Raw genomic sequence first — 20,859 nt, forward strand, 5'->3', positions numbered from 1 at the left:
CAGTATGTAAGACCCCTTATAGACGATGAGGTAGATAGGTTCGGGGTGGAAGTGCCGCAAGGTATGGAGCTGACGAATACTAATCGGTCGAGGGCTTATCCAAGAAAGAGTCTTGCAAGCGAAAGCGAGTGAGACGCGCTGCTCAAGCGTGAAGTGAAGTTTCGGATCTAGTTTTCAGGGTGCAAACCTTGAATGGAAGTCTGTGAGTAAATTCATGTTGATTGAAGAGTATGGATGGATATTTTCTCGCAGCGATTTCGAAGAAGCAACGCTTCGAAAAAAGCTTAGGCTTACGAAGTCAGCTTTCTGACGAAAGCTCTTAGTTTGGTGATGATGGCGAAGGGGAACCACGCGTTCCCATCTCGAACACGACCGTTAAGCCCTTCAGCGCCAATGGTACTTGAACCGCAGGGTTCTGGGAGAGTAGGACGTCGCCAAGCACAATAAAGGAACCTTTTTGGATGAAAATCTGGAAAGGTTTTTTTATTTAATGATTTCTAAGCATGTTAGGCTATACTAATAAGAAGTTTTGATGACCTTTTCAAATGAGGTAAGTAATGAAGAAGCACTTTAGTGTTGATATTACTTATGGGGACTGTCATAATATATACTTGACATGAAAAAAGCCCATTGATAATATTGCAATCATATATTACGGCAGCTACGAAAATTGAAGGAGGATTATGGTTGTGTGGAATTCGAAATTTGAAAAAGAAGGTTTAACCTTTGATGATGTGTTGCTAGTACCGAGAAAGTCGGAGGTTTTTGGGAAAGAGATCGATATTTCTACAAAATTAACTGACAACATTAAACTGAACATTCCTCTTCTTAGCTCTGCTATGGATACTGTCACGGAGTCCAAATTGGCTATTGCCATAGCGAGAGAGGGTGGAATTGGAATTATTCATAAAAATATGTCCATTACTCAGCAGGCCGAGGAAGTGGACCGCGTTAAACGTTCGGAAAGTGGAGTTATTACGAATCCTTTTTCTTTGACTGCAGCCCACCATGTGTATGATGCTGAAGAGTTGATGGCTAAATACCGAATTTCCGGAGTTCCGGTTGTGGATGAGAACAAAAAATTGGTAGGTATTTTGACCAATCGGGATCTTCGTTTTGTTCATGATTACTCCATTCTGATTGGAGAGGTTATGACTCGTGAGAATCTGGTAACAGCTCCTGTGGGAACTACGCTGAGTCAAGCGGAGGGGATTTTGCAGAAGCATAAAATTGAAAAACTGCCGATCGTCGATGAGCACAATACGCTAAAAGGCCTTATCACAATTAAAGATATTGAGAAAGCTATCCAATTCCCGAATTCTGCGAAGGACAAGCAGGGTCGATTACTTGTAGGCGCAGCAGTTGGAGTATCCAAGGATGTAATGGAGCGCGCTGAAGCGTTGGTTACAGCAGGAATTGATATGATTGTCGTGGATTCTGCACATGGACATCATATTCATATTCTTCAAACGGTAAAAAAACTTCGTGATCAATACCCTAATCTTCCTATATGTGCGGGCAATGTGGCTACTGGTGAAGGAACTAGAGACTTAATTGCAGCTGGAGCTTCGATGGTTAAGGTAGGTATTGGGCCAGGATCTATCTGTACAACCCGAATTATTGCCGGTATCGGTGTCCCGCAAATTACGGCAATCTACGACTGCGCGTCTGTAGCTAGGGAATATAACGTACCTATTATTGCGGATGGCGGAATTAAGTACTCTGGAGACGTTACAAAGGCTATTGCAGCTGGAGCAAGTGCTGTAATGATCGGAAGCCTGTTTGCAGGTACAGACGAAAGTCCTGGTGAATCGGAAATTTATCAAGGCAGAAAGTTTAAGGTTTACAGAGGTATGGGTTCTTTGGGTGCGATGAAGGAAGGCAGCAAGGATCGTTATTTCCAGGAAAATGAAAGTAAACTTGTTCCTGAAGGTATTGAGGGACGCGTTGCTTACAAAGGTCCTTTGGCAGATACAGTGTATCAGCTGATAGGCGGATTACGTTCCGGCATGGGTTATTGCGGGGCAAGCACGATTGATGCCCTGATTAACGAAACCTCTTTTATCAAAATTACAGGTGCGGGCTTGCGGGAAAGTCATCCTCATGATGTGCAGATTACGAAGGAAGCTCCGAACTATTCATAATATGAGTAAGCTATGAGAAGATGGGGCCTTGCTGGCTGCCATCTTCTTGCTTTTGAACAGGCTTGTTGGCTTGTGGTACAATAAGAAATACGTGTTTGTAGAATGAAAATAGGAGTTGATAATGTTGTTATTGTCGGTAAGACGCGTGTCGATGGTGTTGGCTACTGCACTGCTTGTCCAAATAGGTTCGATGTCGGTGATCCAATCCCAGTCTGCGATGGCGGCCGAAGCGGTTGATTTGAAGCTGGATGCGAAATCAGCTATTTTGATGGATGCTGCAACAGGACAAATTTTATATGAGTTTAATTCGGATACAGCGCTCCCACCTGCAAGTATGTCGAAGATGATGACGGAATATTTGGTCATGGAGTCAGTAAAGAGTGGTAAGCATAAATTGGATGATATGGTTCCTACGAGTCAATATGCTGCGGATGTTATCGGCTCTGGGGATTTGTTGGCATTTAAAGAGCAGGTGAGTCTTAAAGATATGTTCTCTGCGATGTCGATCTATTCAGCGAATGATGCATCGGTGGCATTAGCAGAGTTTATCAGTGGTAGTACTGAAGAAGATTTTGCGAAAATGATGAACGCAAAAGCAAAGCAGTTTGGATTATCGGATCAGGCCCACTTTATTAATGCAACAGGATTATCAAGGGCTGATCTCGGCAAATATGCACCCAAGGAATTACAGGGCGAAACCATGCTTACGGCAAAAGATGCGGCACTCATAGCTTATAATCTTATTAAAGATTATCCAGAGATTCTGGAGACGACCAAAATTCCATCGAAGAAATTTCGCGAAAAAGATAAAACGCCAATGATAAATTGGAACTGGATGCTGGAGGGAAATAAGGATAATACGAATTTCAAGAAGTATGCATATCCCGGTCTGGATGGGTTAAAAACAGGTTCTACCGATGATGCAGGGTACTGCTTTACAGGTACGGCAGTGCGCAATGGCGTCCGTTTAATCAGTGTGGTGATGGGAACTCCCAAAGAACCAAAGCGTTTTGAGGAAACACGCAAGGTGCTGGATTACGGATTTAACAATTTTGAAAAGAAACAGGTGCTCGCAGCGAATTCAGAAATAGATTCGTTAAAAGTGGTAAATATTAAAAAAGGCATAGAACTGCAAGTAGGTCTTGCTACTCAAGAGGAAGTTTCGTTGGTTGCCAAAAAGGGAGCGCCTCCTGAAGAGTTCAAGATTACGGCAGCAGCTGTGGACGAAAGCAAGCTGGTTGCTCCTATCACCAAAGGGGATGTACTTGGGACGGTGAAAGTAAACTACCAGGGGTACGAAAAGACGACGAATTTAATTGCTACTTCGGATGTAGTACAGGCGAGCTGGTTCAGATTGATGTTCAGAGCGATTGGCAGCTTCTTTAGTGACATGCTTTCAGGCGCAAAGTCCTAAGAAAAACCTGCTAACGGATTGTATATTCCATGGTATTCCTGTAAAATGATTGTTTAGTGGTTTGTGGATTTATTAAAAATTATCGTATATATGTTTGGAGGAAACGGAAATGGAAACAGGTACATCGCGTGTAAAAAAAGGTATGGCAGAAATGCAAAAGGGCGGCGTCATTATGGACGTCATGAACGCGGAGCAAGCAAAAATTGCTGAAGCAGCTGGAGCTTCCGCTGTTATGGCTTTGGAGCGAGTGCCTTCGGATATTCGTGCTGCCGGTGGCGTAGCTCGTATGGCTGATCCTACCGTTATGGAAGAAGTAATGAAAGTAGTTACGGTTCCGGTTATGGCTAAAGCGCGGATTGGACACTATGTAGAGGCGAAGATCCTTGAATCCATGGGTGTCGATTATATTGACGAAAGTGAAGTATTAACGCCTGCTGATGAGGTTTATCATATTAATAAAAGTGAGTTTACGGTTCCTTTCGTTTGCGGAGCGAGGGATCTTGGAGAAGCTTTACGTAGAATTACTGAGGGTGCGTCGATGCTTCGTACGAAGGGCGAGCCGGGAACGGGTAATATCGTAGAGGCTGTTCGCCATATGCGGATGATCGTCGGTCAAATTAATAAGGTGAAATCGATGTCCAAGGATGAGCTCTTCGCTGAAGCCAAAAACATTGGTGCACCTTATGAACTATTGCTGCAAATTCATGAAACAGGTAAATTGCCAGTCGTTAACTTTGCGGCAGGTGGTGTTTCCACTCCGGCGGATGCAGCTTTGATGATGCATTTGGGGGCAGATGGGATTTTTGTAGGATCTGGTATTTTCAAATCGGAGAATCCTGAGAAATTTGCCAAGGCGATCGTGGAAGCGACTACGCATTACACGAATTACGACTTGATCAGAGAAGTATCCAAGAACCTGGGTGCTCCGATGAAGGGTATCGAAATTTCCAAGCTGGATGCGACACAACGTATGCAAGAACGCGGCTGGTAAGGATCGGTTAAGAGGTGACAATGATGAAGATAGGTGTATTGGCTCTTCAAGGAGCAGTAGCTGAACATATTCGATTAATTGAAAAGGCCGGCGGAGAAGGCATTATTGTGAAAACGATTCAGCAGCTGGATGAATTGGACGGCATCATCATTCCTGGTGGTGAAAGTACTACGATTGGCAAGCTGATGCGGACGTATGATTTTATCGATAGCTTGCGTGCATTCTCAAAACAAAAGAAGCCGATCTTTGGTACTTGTGCTGGATTAATTGTGATCGCCAAGGAAATTGAAGGGCAATCGGAAGCTCATCTTGAGCTTATGGATATGAAGGTAGCCCGAAATGCTTTTGGACGGCAGCGTGAAAGCTTTGAAACGAATCTGGTTATTAAAGGAATCGCGGACGATGTTCGTGCCGTATTTATTCGGGCTCCATTAATTAACGAAGTCGGCCAAGGCGTTGAGGTGTTAGCTACTTATCACGATCAGATCGTTGCTGCGCGTCAAGGGCATCTATTAGCAGCTTCGTTTCATCCTGAGCTGACTGATGATGAACGGATGCATGCTTATTTCCTCGAGATGGTACGTGAAGCGAAGCAGGAGGGGTCTCCTTGTTAGATGTAAAGTTGTTCCGAACCGAAGCCGATTTGCAACGCGTCGTGCAGGCGATGAAGAATCGTGGCAAAACGCTGGACGATATCAGTCGTTTTACTGGCCTTGATTCGAAACGTAGAGAGTTGCTGCAGGAAGTGGAACAGTTAAAGAATCGCCGTAATGTCGTTTCTCAAGAAGTTGCCGCTTTGAAAAAGGCCAAGCAGGATGCAGATGCGCTAATTGAGGAAATGAAGGGTGTCGGTGATCGAATTAAGGTGCTGGACGATGAGATTCGTGTATTGGAAGCGGATCTTAACGTAATCATCATGGCCATGCCGAACATGCCGAACACAAGTGTGCCAGTTGGTAGCTCTGAGGAAGATAATGTGGAAATTCGCCGTGTTGGCGAGCCCGCTGTCTTCTCATTTGAACCTAAGGCTCACTGGGAAATCGGACAGCAGCTCGGAATTCTTGATTTTGAGGCTGCCGCGAAGGTTACCGGCTCCAGGTTTGTTTTTTATAAAGGCCTTGGGGCGCGTCTGGAACGGGCTCTAATCAATTTTATGATGGATCTGCACAGTGATCAGCATGGGTACGAGGAAATGCTGCCACCGTACATTGTAAACCGCGACAGCTTAACCGGAACCGGACAGCTTCCCAAATTTGAGGAAGATGTATTTAAGCTGGGAGGCACGGATTATTTTCTGATTCCGACGGCAGAGGTTCCAGTAACGAATTTTTATCGCGATGATATTGTGACGAGTGAGCATTTGCCGCAAAAATTCGTCGCCTTCAGCGCCTGCTTCCGTTCAGAAGCCGGTTCTGCGGGTAGGGATACCCGCGGCCTGATTCGTCAGCATCAATTCAATAAGGTTGAGCTGGTCAAGCTGACGACACCGGAGCAGTCCTACGATGAGTTGGAAAAGCTGACTGCTGATGCAGAGAAAGTGCTGCAGCTGCTTGACCTTCCATATCGTGTACTCAACTTGTGTACAGCTGATCTGGGCTTCTCTTCGGCGAAAACGTATGATTTGGAAGTATGGCTGCCAAACAGCGGGATGTACCGTGAAATTTCGTCCTGCAGTAATTTTGAGGATTTCCAGGCAAGACGTGCGAATATTCGCTTCCGCCGTGATGCCAAAGCGAAGCCGGAGTTCGTTCATACCTTGAATGGATCGGGTCTCGCATTAGGTCGTACGGTTGCAGCTATACTGGAAAACTATCAGCAAGAGGACGGAAGTGTGATTATTCCGGACGTGCTGAGACCTTATATGAATAATCTTACTAGGATCAGCAAATAATTAATGAGAAAAGCTTGATAATTGATACTGTTCTGTGATACAATGCTTTTTGTCACCTGGAGAGGTGGTCGAGTGGTTTAAGGCAGCGGTCTTGAAAACCGCCGAGGTCGTGAGGTCTCCGTGGGTTCGAATCCCACCCTCTCCGCCATTTAATTTAAATGGTATGGATTTAGTGATAAGAGCCAAACGATAGGCACTAGAGGCCTTGAATGAAAAGAGAATACCCCTTCCCGTTCTACATAGCTGTTCACAGTCGTGTATCCTTTTAAAAAGGGTATGCGGCTTTTTTAATTTTAATGTCTTTTATTGCCTTATGTCTGCGGGTATATAATATTGCGGTCTTTCGCACCTTAAAGGATGTGGAGGTGTTCAATAGATGATAAAAACGGAAAGCTTGGCTATAGACCAAACTCAATTGGTGAAGGCATGGTCAGACGCGATGCCTACTGTATTGAACTTATCGGACCGTGTAGAGGTAAAAGCCGATGAGGCGGACGCAAATGCCCTGTGGGTGAATATTCAGACTGAAGGTCGATCTTTGTACAGTTTTGATTTTAAATGCGTGTACAAGGACTCCAGAGAGGTTAAGGTAGAGTTTATTGATGTAGAGCAGGACGGAGTTCATGTCAATGAGCAGACTGAAATCATTCAAACACTGATTGAGGATTATGTACGTCATATTCATGAATGTGCACAGCAGCTGCATGCTGTAACTCATCATTAAGAAGGAGGCGTAGGTATGCCAAAAAATATTGCACAACCGGTTCAATCGCCCAGCGGTGACCGAGGGGAAAATGTTGACCATCAACCGAACAAGCCATTATCAGGCTCTAAAAAAGTGAAGCAGGCGAACCATTCCCGACATAATCATGGTGAAGGCTAGTTAAGACACATTAACTTAAGTGCTAGGCACACAAAAAAGACTGTTGAGGCAGCTCAACAGTCTATTCCTACATGCTTGTACACAATAAATATGTGTAGTATGTTGATTGTTCGATGAAACCGACAAAAACAAAATGCAACCTAACCCCTTACATATCATTTGTTACATGTTATTTGTAGATAAATGCTGGTAACACTCCATCATCATGCTGTGGGCAACATCTTCATTATCGGTATAACCATAAATGGTACCCCCGACAGCCAGTTCTTCACAAACGTCATCAAAAACCGAACAAATGGTGATCGTGAATTCATTATAAACTACATAGAACCGACAAACATCTGACATGTCGCCACACCTCATTCGTATAGTTTCCTCATTCTACCATGAAGAATTTAAAAAGAAAATATAAATTAACGAGGTCTTTAGGATCGAGGGCACATACTAAATAGCGGTTTTCACTGCCCTTATTTCATACATGCTGTGGTTGGAGCTAATAATATGCTCAGGTTTGGGCTGGCCTCTGCTTTTCCGATGGCCTTCCAGATGAACTTCGCTGGTTTCCCACGCCTTCCAGGCCTCTTCTGATTCCCATCGAATCATGATGATAACTTCTTCGTCGCCACGTCGCACTTTTTTCACCAGAATGCTTAAATCGACGAACCCGGGGGATTTTTCCACGGCTCCGTCTTGACTGAACCGATCGACAACCTTATTGGAGGTACCCTCTTTTACAATGATGGTTATGGTTTCAATTAACAAGCATGACACATCCTTCATAAGTGATATTGAATATCTAATATTTTATTGATAAAGATTATCATTGTCAATTGATGAATGAGAGACTGTACCTTTCCATAAATAAAAAAAGACACGGATTAACGTGTCTTTCTTGTCTCTTGCATGATAATAATAAGCGCTAATATAGTGGAATCTAAGATCTATGCCTGCTGCTGTCCGATCGTATTCAGTTCGGCAATATCGTCTGCGGACAAAATTACTTCAGCAGCTTTGGCGCTATTGGCAATACTGCTGCCACGACTTGCACCCGGTATCGGAATAATCACAGGAGAAAGCTGCAAAAGCCAGGCAAGAGCAACCTGTTGAGCGGACACCTCATATTTATTTGCTATACGAGAAAGGACGGGATTGCTGCCGATCTGACCTGCTTTGCTAATACCATTAAGCGGGCTATAGGGTAAAAATGCGATTTGATTGGCCTCGCAGTATTTGAGAACATCGATTGATGAATGATCAAACAGATTCATTCGGTTTTGCACGCTGGTAACCTCAATGATCCCTTTGGCCTCCTCCAGATGGGCTACAGACACATTGGAAAGCCCAGCGTGAATCAGCTTGCCTTCCTTTTGCAATTCAGCCAACGCGCCAAGAGATTCTGCAAAAGGAACTGCGGGATCGGGACGATGGAATTGATACAATACGATTGAATCCAAACCGAGTGCCAATAGGCTATCCTCGCAAGCTTGACGCAAGTAGTCCGGATGACCGTTTGGTTCCCAGCGTCCATCAGGGCGTGTAAGGCCGCCTTTGGTGGCAACTATCGCTTGGGGATGCTGCTGCAAGGCTTTGGCTAACAATCGTTCATTATGACCAAAATCATCATTATTCAAGCAGTACGCATTGGCTGTATCAAAAAAGGTAATCCCTTGTTCGAGCGCAGTATGTATGGTCTTGATGCCTTCCTCTTCTGAAGGTCTGCCGTTGATCGATAAAGGCATGCCTCCCATACCGATAGCGCTAACAGAAAGGCCAGTCGAGCCTAATTGACGGTGTGGAACTGTCATATTCTAATTCGCCTCCAATGGATCGTGATTTAAGCTGTATTCAATGCAATAGAAGCAAGTAAACATGATTTACAGCTAAATCTATTGTACCAAGTATTTCCATATGATATAAGTAGTTAAGATAAATTGCGTTAGTTACTTTGATGTAATCATAAATTCATTTGTTATAGGTGGCGAAACAGGCTCAAACAAGTTTGGACGGAGACTTTTTTCTGACGATGCTTTGTGGTAAAATATTAGTTACCGCGTGCCCGTAGCTCAGTAGGATAGAGCGATAGTTTCCTAAACTGTAGGTCGGAGGTTCGATCCCTCTCGGGTACGCCATTACTTTAAAAGTTAAAGCCACTCCTCGGAGTGGCTTTTTTGTATTTATATGCCTCTTGAGCAGCTAGTAACGTGTATCAACGTATGCTGCACACGCTGTATGATCAGTCGAGCAGGACCTACAGTATAACTGCACGAAATTTTTTGGGGAATAAGAAAGTTTTTCCTTTTAACTTCGTCATACTTAAGTGTAAGGACAAAAAGGACTCATGCTGCGCAGCATATCTTTTTGGATAGGAGGGCGAAAATGCAGGAAGACCAGGAAACTATAGATCGCATACTTAGCGGAGATAAGCAGGCTTTTGCCCTAATTATCAATAAATACAAGGGACGGGTATTTTCCCTTCTTCGAAAAATGCTCGGCCCATCGCCTGACATACAGGATATTGCCCAAGAGATTTTTATTAAAGCCTACAACCATCTACAGGAATATAAGCCTGAGAACAGCTTTTCTGCCTGGTTATATCGAATCACCGCTAATCGGTCTGTCGACGAGCTTCGTAAACGCAAGCGTACACCCAGCTTAATCGATTTCGACTTGGAAATAACCCATCGTGATACGCCGGAAACCAGTTATCTGGAAAAAGAACGTAAAGCTTCTCTGGAAAAATTAATTGAGGAGCTGGATCCAGATCAACGTGCGGTGTTTGTGCTGCGGCATCAGCAGTTTCTGAGCTATGAGGAAATCGGTGAGCAACTATCGCTCCCAGTGAGCACAGTGCAAATGCGTCTCCATCGCGCACGATTGAAATTGCGTAAAAGCCTGAACGCATCAAGAGAAAGGGGGGAGTCCTTGTATGAAATGTATGGAAACTAACCCTCTGAACGCATATATGGAAGGCCGGCTTCCCCATTCTGAAAGTATTCGGTTTGAAAAACATCTGGAAAGCTGCAAGGATTGTCAGCTGCATTTGGAGCAATGGATAAGTAAACATGACGATTTTGAGGATTCATCGGAGGAAGAGGGACTGGATGAAGCGTTCATGCAAAATATTATGGATCAGCTCACACCATACACGCCTTCGGAAGAAACGGATCTCGCTGAAGTTGTGAAAAAAGCACCCCAACTAATCAATTGGAAAAAAAGGAGCCTCGATATTATGAAAAAAATCACGATAGCCGCCGTCGGATTGGCCGTAGTCATCTCTTTAGGAACCTATGTATCGCCTACTTTTGCGGAATACGTAAAAAGTTTTTTCAATAATGCTGAACAAGTCGATCCAGGGATGAAAAATGCTTATAACGAAGGCTTTGTAAAGCCGTCGGATCTGAAAGTGACAGATCAGGGAATCACCTTGGAGGTAAAGGAAATTTTGGCGGATACGCTGCGGATTGCCATCATCTGCGAAGCCAAGGATCTAGACGGAAACCCGCTTGACTTGGAGAAAGTGAAAGACCTGCAGTTTATTATCAAGGACATTACGGGGAATCAGTTAATTGACCCCAATATGGGGGGATGGGTTACCAGCAAGAAAGGCGATCAACTGATGATAGAACGGGCATTGACAGAGGCGATCACCGGAGAGAAGAAGCTGCCGGATGAAGTGATCGTTGAACTTAGCTGGAAGAAAATTGGCGAGGTTTCCGGGAACTGGGTTTTGAATGTCCCGATTGATATGGTTAAAGCCAAGGCCGTTACGAAGACGATAGAGATCAATAAGCAATACACAGCTCCACAAGGGTTAATAATCGATTTGAAAAGAATGGATCTGGCTCCAAGCTTAACGCTGCTTTCGCTGGCAACCCAATTGACTCCGGAGATAGCTCAGCAGAAAAAAGATATCATCATCGCCAACGGATTGACGGAGGAGCTTAAGAGAGGTGAGCCACTATTGCCATTCATGCTTGCACACGAAATCCAGGACTATAAGGTCGTTTACGAGTTTCTTGACCAAGAAGGCAAGGTGGTAGCAGCATGGGATGAGATAAGCGATAAAAACCTGAGTATTCGAAAAAATAACATCAATAATGGGATGGGCGGTTTGGGAGACGCATCGGGTATGAAATGGTGGCACGCGTTTGCGCCGTTAATCGACAAACCGGAGCAGCTTACGTTCAAGCTTTATGCCATCTATACGAAAGAGCTTGCCGATTTCAGCATTAAGCTGAACCTTGCCGATTTAAATAAAAAACAGATTGAGACAGTAAATAACGGAAGTAAGCTCACTTTTAGCAGCTTTTCTGTCAAAGAGGATGAGAAAGAAACAGACTTTGACGGGCAGCCTGTCATGGGTAAAGGTGGAATTATTAACATTCAGGCAGAGCTTGCCAAAGATATAATCGGATTGAGTGTATGGCAGGCTAAGGACGAGAATGGTAAGGAGTACAATGCAAGATTGGAGAAAAAATCGACCTTAAATGAAGATGGTACTGTCAGCTTTCAAGGTGTACTGGTCATCGATCAACTGCTTCAGCAGCCAAAGGAGCTGACCCTATCCTACCATATTGCGGAAAAGCAAAATAAAGATGTGAATTGGCAAGTGCACATCGATATGAATACAACAGAATCTACATCAATCGTTGGAGATATAGTCAAAGAGAAGGCTCCTGAGGAGCTGCAGCCGGAGCCACAGCAGCCAGCGAAGCCACAGCCGGAGCCACAGCAGCCAGCGAAGCCGCAGCCGGAGCCACAGCAGCCAACGAAGCCGCAACCGGAACCGCAGCAGCCAGTGAATCCACAACCGGAACCGCAGCAGCCGGAGCCACGGCAGCCGGTGAAGTACGTTAATGCTGAGGATGAAGCAGCTATAAAAGGCTGGCATCTCACTGATACTATTGACTTGCTGTTTATATCACCGAAGGAATTAAAGAGGATTTATAATATTGACTTCATCGTTCATAATGCTGCGAAAGATAAGTATGGGGTTTATGAGATGGCTTTCTATGACCTAAAGAGCCAAAAAGTACTGAGTGTCATCAAATTCAACGATGTTGAAATCGGAACGAAGATAGGAGTTGAAGGCTTCGAATTCTTACAACTAAGTGACGGTCCTTACATCAGAATAGAAGATTTAAAGAAAGCGGGTTTTATCAAATAGATATATTTAACTTGAGTTGGTATTTTTCTTGAAAAAATAAAAACGACCACAAGATCTCTCTCAAGTACGCCATTACTTTAAAAACGAACTGACTCAAGTTCGGAAGATTAAAACAGTAACTGAAGGACGTTCTCTTACGGGAAACTGTAGGTGAACGTCCTCTTTACGTTCTGACGAAGAATCCTTATTTTCCACTTGACTAATCTGTGTATCAATCGGTTATAATAAGAACAAATGTTCCTATTTTGGAGGTTATACATATGAATTTGAGTAAGCACTATCGATCGAAATTAACAGAAAATGAACAATCAGAATTATTCGGACGCTTGTTGTCTTCGCAATTTAACAATTTGAGCGTGAATATTACATTATTCGGAGAGTATGAGGACCGACGAATAACCGGAATCGTAACTGGAATAGACCCGCGGCATCAACTTATTAAAATCGAGACAACGGGTACAAAATGGGATTGGCATCTTATCGACTTGGCGAATGTAGTTGAGGTTGAGTTTGAGTAAAAGCGGCTGTTGCATACGTAATTGACGTGTTTCGTTTACTTTGTTACGTCCGCTGAATCATACGTTCAAGATGCATCGCCAAAAAACCTATTTCATCCTCAGGTACTGTCTTGCCAAGTGAATCATTCAAGTACATAGACAAAACAACCGCTTTCAGGTATGTGTCTCCGTACTCCACTTTGATTTTATCGAGCAGGGGATTCTGAATGGTCTTCCCTTGTTTGACCCGTTCAATTAAACTTTTCAAATGGCTGATGAAACGGACCGTAGAGAAGGAGTCGTCAAAGCTGTACCCAAGCTCCCTCGCTTCTTCAATGATCTTGGACACCAGCTTGACCACGGTCAATGATTCCGAGCCTTTTTCTTTATTACGTGCTCCGTTAAAATGCATCGCGAGGAAAGCCACCTCATCCTCAGGAAGTGTAGCATCCAAATGATCGTTCAAAAAATCGACAGAACGTTTGGCTACCCGATATTCCTCAGGGTACATATATTGGATCTCATAGGCAAACGGATTCGTAATATAAATCCCGCGTTTTTGCCGTTCTACGGCAAAGTTGATATGATCGACAAGCGAGGCATGGATCGTTTCGGAGAATTCGCCCTCGAGCATTCCTTGTGCATATGCAATGACCTCTTCGGTAATTCCGATAATTTTTACATCAACGGCGTTCAGAATTTGCTCATAGCTTTTCATAACTTCCGATGTGTGGAGCAGGAACTCCTGGGTAATATAAATATCGTCAATAATCATACCGGGTTCCTTTTTAAATCCGATCCCTTTGCCAAAGGCAATCGAGTTTTTTCCGGTGGACAGGTGCGCCAAGACTACATTATGAGAAAGAACATGAATAATCGTGCGCTCAATCATAGGTTACCTCCGCACTATTGGGATTCCGCGTTGCCAGGGACGGCAATAGTTTCTTCATGGACTCTCTGATCTGCTCCGATTCTGTTCCAAATACAAGATGAACATTCCCTTTTCCGAGTCGAATCACCCCAATGGCTCCCAGCTCTTTGAGCTCGGGCTCTTTGATCAAGCTCTCGTCCTTAACCAAGAGTCTTAGCCTGGTTATGCATGCATCTACGGAAACAATATTTGAAACGCCCCCGATGTTAAGCAGGATGCTTGTGGTTCGGTCTTTTTTGGTCCCGGGAATAACAAGCGTTTCATCTGCGGTAACTTCATGAGCTCCTTCTTTCGCCAATTCACTTCCAGGTGTTTCAAAGTGGAAAAATCGTATGAAAGTGCGGAAGGTGAAGTAATACACCACAAAATAGATCAATCCGACAATCAAGATCCAGTACAGCTTGGAAGAAAAATTCAAATTCATCGCCATATCAATAAATCCGGCCGAAAAGCCAAATCCGAGCTTCGCTTGCAGCATATTCATAATCATCATGGAGCATCCGGTAAGCAGTGCGTGAATCACATAGAGACCTGGAGCGACGAACATAAAGGCAAACTCGATCGGTTCCGTTACCCCGGTAAGAATGCTTGTTAGCCCTGCACTGTATAATACCGGCACGATTGTAGAGCGATTGGAAGGATGCACCCCTTTAATCATGGCAAGCACTGCGGCCGGAAGGCCGAACATCATAACAGGATAGAAGCCCGTCATAAACATTCCGGCTGTAGGATCTCCGGCAAAATAGCGCGTCATATCCCCTGTAACCGCTCTCCCTGCGGGCGTCACGTAATTCCCGATTTGAAACCAGGCAATATTGTTAAGGATATGATGCAATCCTGTTGGGATTAATAGTCGATTCAGAAACCCGTAGACGAATACTCCCGGACTTCCCGCATCTACGATCCATATGCCGAATTGATTAATGGCAATCTGCACAGGGGGCCAAATAAACCCCATGATGACACCAAAAACAACCATGGCAAGAGAGGTGATTAAAGGGATGAACCGCCTTCCGCCAAAGAAGCCGAGCGCTTTCGGCAGCTTAATATTGTGAAATTTCTCGAAAAAGGTTGCTGAAATGACGCCGCAGAAAATACCTCCAAGAATGCCCATATCCAATTTCTCCACAACACCTGGAGCGCCTGTTTCGAAGTGCTTCAAGACATTATTGAAAACCAGATAACCTGCCGTTGCCGCCAAAGCTGCGATGCCTTCACCTGATGTTAGGCCTATCGCAATGCCGATAGCAAACAGCAGCGAGAGGTTATCGAATATGGCGCTTCCACCCGATCCGCATATTTGCGCAAAGTGCAGCAGAATCGGATTGTCGAACTTAATCGATCCAATGCGCAGCAGTATCGCCGCGACAGGAAGGACGGCAATGGGGATCATTAACGAGCGTCCTATTTGCTGCAGCATATACATGAGCCTCATTCCAGCCACCCACTTTTTTCTTAGTATAAAAAATCTTATATGATTTATAAATACCTGTACAATAAGAAATTACACCTCCCTAAATCGAATTTTTTCGATGTAGAGTAGGTGCTTCTTATGGGGGAAATCATGCGATTACAATCGTTTCATTTCACGGCTCCAGCAGTAATTCCACTTGCGATCTGTTTCTGGAAAAAGACGTACATAATGAGAACCGGGACAATCGTGATCAGCAAAGCTGCAAATAACGGTCCCCATTCTGTGCGGTACTGCATCTCGGCCTGCATGACGGCAATTCCGATTGGCAATGTGTATTTCTCCGGATCATTCGTCAGAATGGTACCGACAATATATTCGTTCCATGTAGTCAGTACGGTCATGATCCCTACCGTAATGAGACCTGGCTGCGACAGCGGCAGCATGATTCTGAAGAAGATTCCGAAATCCGAGCATCCGTCAATGGATGCGGCCTCTGCAAGCTCCTTCGGTAGCGATTTATAAAATCCTACGAGGACAAAAATCCCAAAAGGCAGCGCGCTCGCCGCATATACCAGTATAAGTCCGGTCCATGTATTGATCAAATGAAGGTCATTTATTAAGAAAAATAAAGGGATAAGCGCCAGGTTAAACGGTACCATCATGGATGCGATGTAAATTACGTATAAGAGGCTGCTGCCCTTAAACACATATCTGGCCAATATATAAGCCGTAGTAGCCGCTAAAAGCAGAGACAGCAGCGTACCGCCCAACGTAACTACAATCGAATTGATGAAGTACGTACCAAAATGATATTTGCTCCACACATAGGAGAAATTCGACCATAATAAAGGCGCTGCTGGCAAGGCCCAAGGCTTATTTAAGAAAAATTGCTCATTATTTTTCAATGCGTCCAATAACGTCCAAAGCAGCGGATAAAGAACGCTTATACTCCAAATAAGGAGAACAGATCTGGATAAAAATTTGAGCAGCGGGTTATTGATTTGCTGATTCATGATCGCCCTCCTTCGGAACTGTAATCATCATTGGCCCATCTCAATCGTATCGCGTTTCATTAACCGCTGCAGCACTAGAGTCGTAATAAGCGACATCACCAGAATGACGACTCCGATGGCTGCTCCGTAACCAAAGTGATATTGCCTGAAGGCCATTTGATATAAATAAGATCCCATAACCTGAGTGGTGTTGTCGGGCCCTCCGACTGTCATAATCCATACAATAACGAAAGAGCCGTTTAACGTCGTAAACACGATATTCAGAATGGAAACCTTCATTTGCTCCCAAATAAGCGGTACGGTGATGTTAATAAATTGTCTCCATTGATTGGCGCCGTCTATATTGGCCGATTCATAATACGAAGCGGGAATATTCACTATTGCAGCAATCATGAGAATCATATAGAAGCCGATACCGGCCCAAATGGTCGGGGGTAACAGCATCCAGATCGTATGTTGAGGAAAGCCTAACCAAGTGATATCCACCTTATTTTCTGTAAATAAAGATAGGAACGCGTTTAGGAAGCCAATTTGAGGATTGTATATAAAATTCCACAAAACCCCAATGACAACGACCGAAATAACATTCGGAATAAAAAAGATAGCACGGAAAAAGCCAGAGCCTTTGATCTTGAAGCGTGTAAGTGCAACCGCAAAAAAGGTGGCAATTATCATAATGCCAATTACTTTACCTACGACCAAGAAATAATCGTTGCCGATAGCAATATGCATAATAGGATCGGAAAGAAGCTCCTTGAAGTTGCCCAATCCTACGAATTCTTTGGTTTCCGAACCTCCCGACCAATCAAACAAGGAGTTATATAATGCCTGCACAACCGGATATACCGTGAACAGGCAGAAGAACAGAAAAGTCGGAATTATGAAAACAGCGATAAATAGCTTCCGTCCCCACTGAGCTGATCTTGTTCTCACTCGTTATTCACCTTCCCTCTTGGCAACTGTAGCGGAGAAATCGAAAGAAGATTCCTCCGCACAATCTTATCTCACTTGTTAAAGCCTACTTTTTCGCCTTTTTGGCAGCCTCGCTTACGCGTTTTACCCACTCATCCGGCGTAATCGTGCCGATCGTTAATGCAACGGTTGCATCCTCCATCGCTTTGTCTACATCAGCGTTAAACTTAAAGTCCGGAACTACAACCGTATTAGGGGAAGTTAGGGCAGCCGCGGCATCTTTAACAAAGTTAGGCGCTTTGGAGCTGCTGATATCTCCTTTAATATTGGAAGGAGCACCGCTTAACTCCGCCCATTGCGAGGCTTGTTCTTTAGAGAAAATGAAGGCCAGGAAAGCTTTTGCCGCTTCCTTGTTTTTCGCTTTTTTCGCAATGGCTACGGTAGCGGTTGAAGTGTATGCAACCACTTTTCCGCCTTTTTCTTGTGTAATGGAAGGGGTGAATCCGAAATCAAAGCCTTTAGGTATGTCTTTTGACATTTCATTAGGCAGCCACAATCCGTTCGGAATGAAAGCGTCTTTGTGCTGGAGGAACAACGATTGGGAATCCGTATGGTTAATTTGAACTGATGCTTTGTCGATGAATCCTTTGTCACGCAGCTGCACGATTTTGTTCAAGCCTGCCAATACCGCAGGGGACGAGAAAGCTTCAGCCTTGGATTCGCTCATATTTTCAAGGATCTTGTAATCGTTGTTGTTGGCAGATACAATCGCCGGGTACAGGAACGCACGGTTAATATAATATGGGTACTTGCCTGTATGAATGAAAGGATTAGTACCGCTTGCTTTAATTTTGTCGCTAACCTCCAGGAATGAAGGGAAATCATTGGGAGCATCCCAGCCCTTCTCTTTGAATAAAGCTTTATCCCAGAAAATGCCCCAAGAGTTCAGTACAAGCGGAACCGTGTAAAGCTTACCATCGTACTGATTCGGTTTTTGGGCAAGCAAATCGAGGATCTTGTCACCGTTTACATTTTTGGCATCCTTCAGGTATTCGGTTAAATCCTCCAGCTGTCCGTCGGTTACCATCTGCCGGTCGTTCAGCTCCGGTCCGTCAATATAGACGAAATCGGGCGGCGTGCCGCCAATCCAACGTGGTTTGTTTTGTTCATTGATTTTGGGTCCGGCGCTCTCTTTAACTTTCAATTCAGGGTTTGCTGCTTGAAAGTCTGCGATTACTTTCTTCCACCATTTGTCGCCGTAGCCGCCGACGAAATATTGGATTTCGAAATCGCCTGTCAGTTTTGCTGCACCTGCTTTTTTGGTGTCTGCACCTGCATTGGGGGTGGAAGGTACCGGTTTCGTGACTTCTGTTGAGCTGCCGCAGCCGGCAGCCGTTACTGCCAGCATTGCTGTTATTACTGACAAGGAAAGTTTACGTAATTTCATGAGATCGTTCTCCTTCTTTTTATGGTTTGGTGGACTCAGAATGCTCGAAAACAAAATAAAAAAGGGCATAGTTATAGAAGAAGACTTGCACTCTTCAATAACTAATGCCCTTTTGGTAACATGTTATTAAAATTAATGTATGAAATTGGGTTTTTAACTAATATTTGTTCAGTTAATTAGATATTACTATAAGCTGTGATGAACGTCAATACTAAAATGTAAGCGCTAAACTTCGGAGTCATATATGAAATCAGCTTTAAGAGGGAATTTCCCATGAGCTGCTCTATCCCATTTTATATAGAACTTTATTTACTGCCACCACAGGTGTAATATGAAACACATTAAATCAGTAAATATGAAAGACAGATCACCTTATTCGTGCTAACTCCTGATAGGGAAGCGCACTCATTAATAGATATTAAAAGTGTGGAGGCTGGTCATGATGCAATATGAGTATTTGCTGCGGGTTATTTTAGCAGGAATTTGTGGCGCATTGGTTGGGTATGAACGAAAAAATCGCATGAAGGAAGCGGGGATTCGTACCCATTTTGTTGTTGCACTTGGTGCTTCTCTGATGATGATTATTTCTAAATATGGTTTTCAGGATCAGAACGGGTGGGAGAATGTAGCTTTCGATCCATCGCGTATAGCTGCTCAGGTGGTGAGCGGGGTAGGGTTTCTGGGAGCAGGGATGATTTTTATGCAGCGATTGACCATAAAAGGACTTACCACTGCAGCTGGGATATGGGCTACTGCAGGGGTAGGTATGGCTATTGGAGCCGGTTTGTACGTTCTGGGGGCAGGTGTGGCTATTATTATTTTTGTCGCTCAAAAGCTGTTACATGGCCGCTTCAATTGGTTATCCTCCCCCAAAACGGAACAGCTGGTTATTCGAATTACGAATGAGCCAGGGGCGACCTCCCAAATTCAACAGCTGCTGGAAGAGAAGCATATTTCCATTCTAAGCTTTCAGGCCGAAAGTAGCGGTATGAGCTCGGAAGACATTACATTGGAGATGATTGTAAGATTTCCAGGCTCTTATAGAGTGGAGCAATTGCTGCCAATCGTGCAGGAGGCTTCGTTCGTAAGAGCCGTTGAACTCAAGTAACAACTCATGTAAGTGAGTACCAATCCATTCTATGGCGTAAAGGATACTACAATTGGGTTTGTCACCATTGTCTACTCCCTTTGTCGGATCAGCTTCGTTAGGCGACCCTGAGCAGTCCATTCAACCACATAGACATCTCCGCGGGAGTCTACGCATACTCCGTGCGGGGAGCTAAACTTGTCAGGTCGCAAGTATGCTTTGGGCAGGTTTGGCCATCCTTGCTGTTTGTATGCCTGCTGATCCTCTCCAAGATGGGTGATCAAGCGATCGTTCTTATCCAGAATCGTCACGCGGCTGTCCAGATCGGGAATATAAACCTCATCGCCGAAAAAATAAAAGCTGCACGGTAAGTCGAGATTATGCTCCATAAAACGTTTGTGTTGTCCCTCCAGTGTGAATACCTGAATGCGATGGTTTCTACGATCAGCCACATACAGCTCGGGTTCCTTGCCGCGCAAATTGACAGAAATCCCGTGCGGCTCCAGCAGCTGGCCCGGCTCGGAGCCGCGGCCTCCCCATGAACGGATATAGCTGCCTTCCGCATTGTACTGGTGAATATAATATTGTCCATATCCGTCAGCCACATAGATGTCTCCATTCGGAGCGACACATACATCTGTGGGAACATAGCGCCGCGAGGCATCATAAAGGTCTGGACGGTCAGGCTGACCTTGCTCCCATATTAGCGTCCCGTCTGTAGTGGTTTTAACCAGGAGCGCGCGCAGCCTGTCTGTAAAATACAAATATTCCTTGCCGTCCTGATCCTGATGCAGGTAGAAGCCGTGGGCTCCACCCTCAAATTCCTTGCCCCATGATGTAAGAAAGCGGCCATCCCTGTCAAACACAATAACGGGATCCTTACCTGTATGATGCACATAGACGTTATCCTGCGAATCGACGCATACGCCGTGGGTATAGCCATAAGCCATGTTGGCAGGCAGTTTACCCCATTCCTCCGCTATTACATAGGCATGTGAAGCACAACCGATCACGTGTGTGTTCAATATTCTCATCAATCTCCTCTCCATTGGGATTTATCCTAATCAT

At 44.5% G+C, this 20,859-nt stretch carries 20 protein-coding genes, 2 tRNA genes and 2 rRNA genes; 15 read left to right on the top strand and 9 right to left on the bottom strand.

What is annotated here, in order from left to right:
• The 10 genes from LRL21_RS31485 to LRL21_RS31530 all read left to right on the top strand — a co-directional run.
• Nucleotides 1-103 (top strand): 23S ribosomal RNA (locus LRL21_RS31485); the annotation flags it as partial.
• Nucleotides 104-323: 220 nt separating this feature from the next.
• Nucleotides 324-440 (top strand): 5S ribosomal RNA (gene rrf, locus LRL21_RS31490).
• A 249-nt stretch (nucleotides 441-689) separates the two neighbouring features.
• Entirely contained in the window at nucleotides 690-2,144 is a 1,455-nt protein-coding gene (gene guaB / locus LRL21_RS31495) for an IMP dehydrogenase (RefSeq protein ID WP_240419744.1), read from the top strand.
• A 121-nt stretch (nucleotides 2,145-2,265) separates the two neighbouring features.
• Entirely contained in the window at nucleotides 2,266-3,558 is a 1,293-nt protein-coding gene (locus LRL21_RS31500; protein WP_240419745.1) for a D-alanyl-D-alanine carboxypeptidase family protein, read from the top strand.
• Nucleotides 3,559-3,667: 109 nt separating this feature from the next.
• Nucleotides 3,668-4,549 carry a pyridoxal 5'-phosphate synthase lyase subunit PdxS gene (gene pdxS / locus LRL21_RS31505; protein ID WP_240419746.1) on the top strand — a complete coding sequence of 294 codons (882 nt, stop codon included), beginning with the start codon at nucleotides 3,668-3,670 and terminating at the stop codon, nucleotides 4,547-4,549.
• Nucleotides 4,550-4,572: 23 nt separating this feature from the next.
• Nucleotides 4,573-5,163, top strand: coding sequence for a pyridoxal 5'-phosphate synthase glutaminase subunit PdxT (gene pdxT, locus LRL21_RS31510; protein ID WP_275901008.1), 591 nt, complete (start codon nucleotides 4,573-4,575; stop codon nucleotides 5,161-5,163).
• On the top strand, nucleotides 5,157-6,440 hold the full coding sequence (gene serS, locus LRL21_RS31515) for a serine--tRNA ligase (protein WP_240419750.1): 1,284 nt from the start codon (nucleotides 5,157-5,159) through the stop codon (nucleotides 6,438-6,440). Before pdxT ends, serS begins: the two co-directional genes overlap by 7 nt.
• Nucleotides 6,441-6,498: 58 nt before the next feature.
• A tRNA-Ser gene (locus tag LRL21_RS31520) sits at nucleotides 6,499-6,588 on the top strand.
• A gap of 228 nt (nucleotides 6,589-6,816) precedes the next feature.
• Nucleotides 6,817-7,164, top strand: a complete 348-nt coding sequence (locus LRL21_RS31525; RefSeq protein WP_076233596.1) for a hypothetical protein — start codon at nucleotides 6,817-6,819, stop codon at nucleotides 7,162-7,164.
• A gap of 15 nt (nucleotides 7,165-7,179) precedes the next feature.
• Complete coding sequence (locus LRL21_RS31530; RefSeq protein ID WP_240419751.1) at nucleotides 7,180-7,323, top strand: small acid-soluble spore protein P; 144 nt, start codon at nucleotides 7,180-7,182, stop codon at nucleotides 7,321-7,323.
• A 162-nt stretch (nucleotides 7,324-7,485) separates the two neighbouring features.
• Here the strand turns inward: LRL21_RS31530 and LRL21_RS31535 are convergent, their stop codons facing one another.
• The 3 genes from LRL21_RS31535 to LRL21_RS31545 all read right to left on the bottom strand — a co-directional run bounded on the left by LRL21_RS31535 (nucleotide 7,486) and on the right by LRL21_RS31545 (nucleotide 9,128).
• Nucleotides 7,486-7,671, bottom strand: a complete 186-nt coding sequence (locus LRL21_RS31535; protein ID WP_240419752.1) for a hypothetical protein — start codon at nucleotides 7,669-7,671, stop codon at nucleotides 7,486-7,488.
• A gap of 96 nt (nucleotides 7,672-7,767) precedes the next feature.
• Complete coding sequence (locus LRL21_RS31540; RefSeq protein ID WP_240419753.1) at nucleotides 7,768-8,085, bottom strand: antibiotic biosynthesis monooxygenase family protein; 318 nt, start codon at nucleotides 8,083-8,085, stop codon at nucleotides 7,768-7,770.
• Between the two features lie 179 nt (nucleotides 8,086-8,264).
• On the bottom strand, nucleotides 8,265-9,128 hold the full coding sequence (locus tag LRL21_RS31545) for an aldo/keto reductase (protein WP_240419754.1): 864 nt from the start codon (nucleotides 9,126-9,128) through the stop codon (nucleotides 8,265-8,267).
• A 247-nt stretch (nucleotides 9,129-9,375) separates the two neighbouring features.
• On the opposite strand from LRL21_RS31545, the gene LRL21_RS31550 reads away from it, so the two are divergent.
• The 4 genes from LRL21_RS31550 (at nucleotide 9,376) to LRL21_RS31565 (ending at nucleotide 13,008) form a co-directional block, all read left to right on the top strand.
• Nucleotides 9,376-9,452, top strand: a tRNA-Arg gene (locus tag LRL21_RS31550).
• Nucleotides 9,453-9,699: 247 nt separating this feature from the next.
• A complete protein-coding gene (locus LRL21_RS31555) occupies nucleotides 9,700-10,269 on the top strand; it encodes an RNA polymerase sigma factor (RefSeq protein WP_240419755.1) in 570 nt (189 codons plus the stop codon).
• Complete coding sequence (locus tag LRL21_RS31560) at nucleotides 10,250-12,490, top strand: DUF4179 domain-containing protein (RefSeq protein ID WP_240419756.1); 2,241 nt, start codon at nucleotides 10,250-10,252, stop codon at nucleotides 12,488-12,490. The genes LRL21_RS31555 and LRL21_RS31560 overlap by 20 nt, the downstream gene beginning before the upstream one ends.
• Before the next feature lie 260 nt (nucleotides 12,491-12,750).
• Nucleotides 12,751-13,008: a YolD-like family protein gene (locus LRL21_RS31565; RefSeq protein WP_240419757.1), complete on the top strand. Its 258-nt coding sequence runs from the start codon at nucleotides 12,751-12,753 to the stop codon at nucleotides 13,006-13,008.
• A 43-nt stretch (nucleotides 13,009-13,051) separates the two neighbouring features.
• Here LRL21_RS31565 and LRL21_RS31570 read toward each other — a convergent pair whose 3' ends face one another.
• The 5 genes from LRL21_RS31570 to LRL21_RS31590 form a co-directional block, all read right to left on the bottom strand.
• Nucleotides 13,052-13,879 carry a PRD domain-containing protein gene (locus tag LRL21_RS31570; protein WP_240419758.1) on the bottom strand — a complete coding sequence of 276 codons (828 nt, stop codon included), beginning with the start codon at nucleotides 13,877-13,879 and terminating at the stop codon, nucleotides 13,052-13,054.
• The gene (locus tag LRL21_RS31575; protein WP_338044705.1) at nucleotides 13,872-15,338 is read right to left on the bottom strand and encodes a PTS transporter subunit EIIC; all 1,467 of its coding nucleotides are present in this window, start codon (nucleotides 15,336-15,338) and stop codon (nucleotides 13,872-13,874) included. Before LRL21_RS31575 ends, LRL21_RS31570 begins: the two co-directional genes overlap by 8 nt.
• Nucleotides 15,339-15,499: 161 nt before the next feature.
• The gene (locus tag LRL21_RS31580) at nucleotides 15,500-16,345 is read right to left on the bottom strand and encodes a carbohydrate ABC transporter permease (protein WP_240419759.1); all 846 of its coding nucleotides are present in this window, start codon (nucleotides 16,343-16,345) and stop codon (nucleotides 15,500-15,502) included.
• Nucleotides 16,346-16,372: 27 nt separating this feature from the next.
• The gene (locus LRL21_RS31585) at nucleotides 16,373-17,278 is read right to left on the bottom strand and encodes a carbohydrate ABC transporter permease (protein WP_240419760.1); all 906 of its coding nucleotides are present in this window, start codon (nucleotides 17,276-17,278) and stop codon (nucleotides 16,373-16,375) included.
• A gap of 85 nt (nucleotides 17,279-17,363) precedes the next feature.
• Nucleotides 17,364-18,704 (bottom strand): ABC transporter substrate-binding protein, encoded by a 1,341-nt coding sequence (locus tag LRL21_RS31590; RefSeq protein WP_240419761.1) that lies wholly within the window; start codon nucleotides 18,702-18,704, stop codon nucleotides 17,364-17,366.
• Nucleotides 18,705-19,143: 439 nt separating this feature from the next.
• Between LRL21_RS31590 and LRL21_RS31595 the strand changes: the two genes are divergently transcribed.
• Nucleotides 19,144-19,812 carry an MgtC/SapB family protein gene (locus LRL21_RS31595; RefSeq protein ID WP_240419762.1) on the top strand — a complete coding sequence of 223 codons (669 nt, stop codon included), beginning with the start codon at nucleotides 19,144-19,146 and terminating at the stop codon, nucleotides 19,810-19,812.
• Nucleotides 19,813-19,883: 71 nt separating this feature from the next.
• On the opposite strand, the gene LRL21_RS31600 is transcribed toward LRL21_RS31595, so the two are convergent.
• The gene (locus LRL21_RS31600) at nucleotides 19,884-20,825 is read right to left on the bottom strand and encodes an NHL repeat-containing protein (protein WP_240419763.1); all 942 of its coding nucleotides are present in this window, start codon (nucleotides 20,823-20,825) and stop codon (nucleotides 19,884-19,886) included.
• Between the last annotated feature and the right edge of the window lie 34 nt (nucleotides 20,826-20,859).

Source organism: Paenibacillus periandrae (assembly GCF_022458865.1).
In the GTDB taxonomy this organism is placed as follows: domain Bacteria; phylum Bacillota; class Bacilli; order Paenibacillales; family NBRC-103111; genus Paenibacillus_S; species Paenibacillus_S periandrae.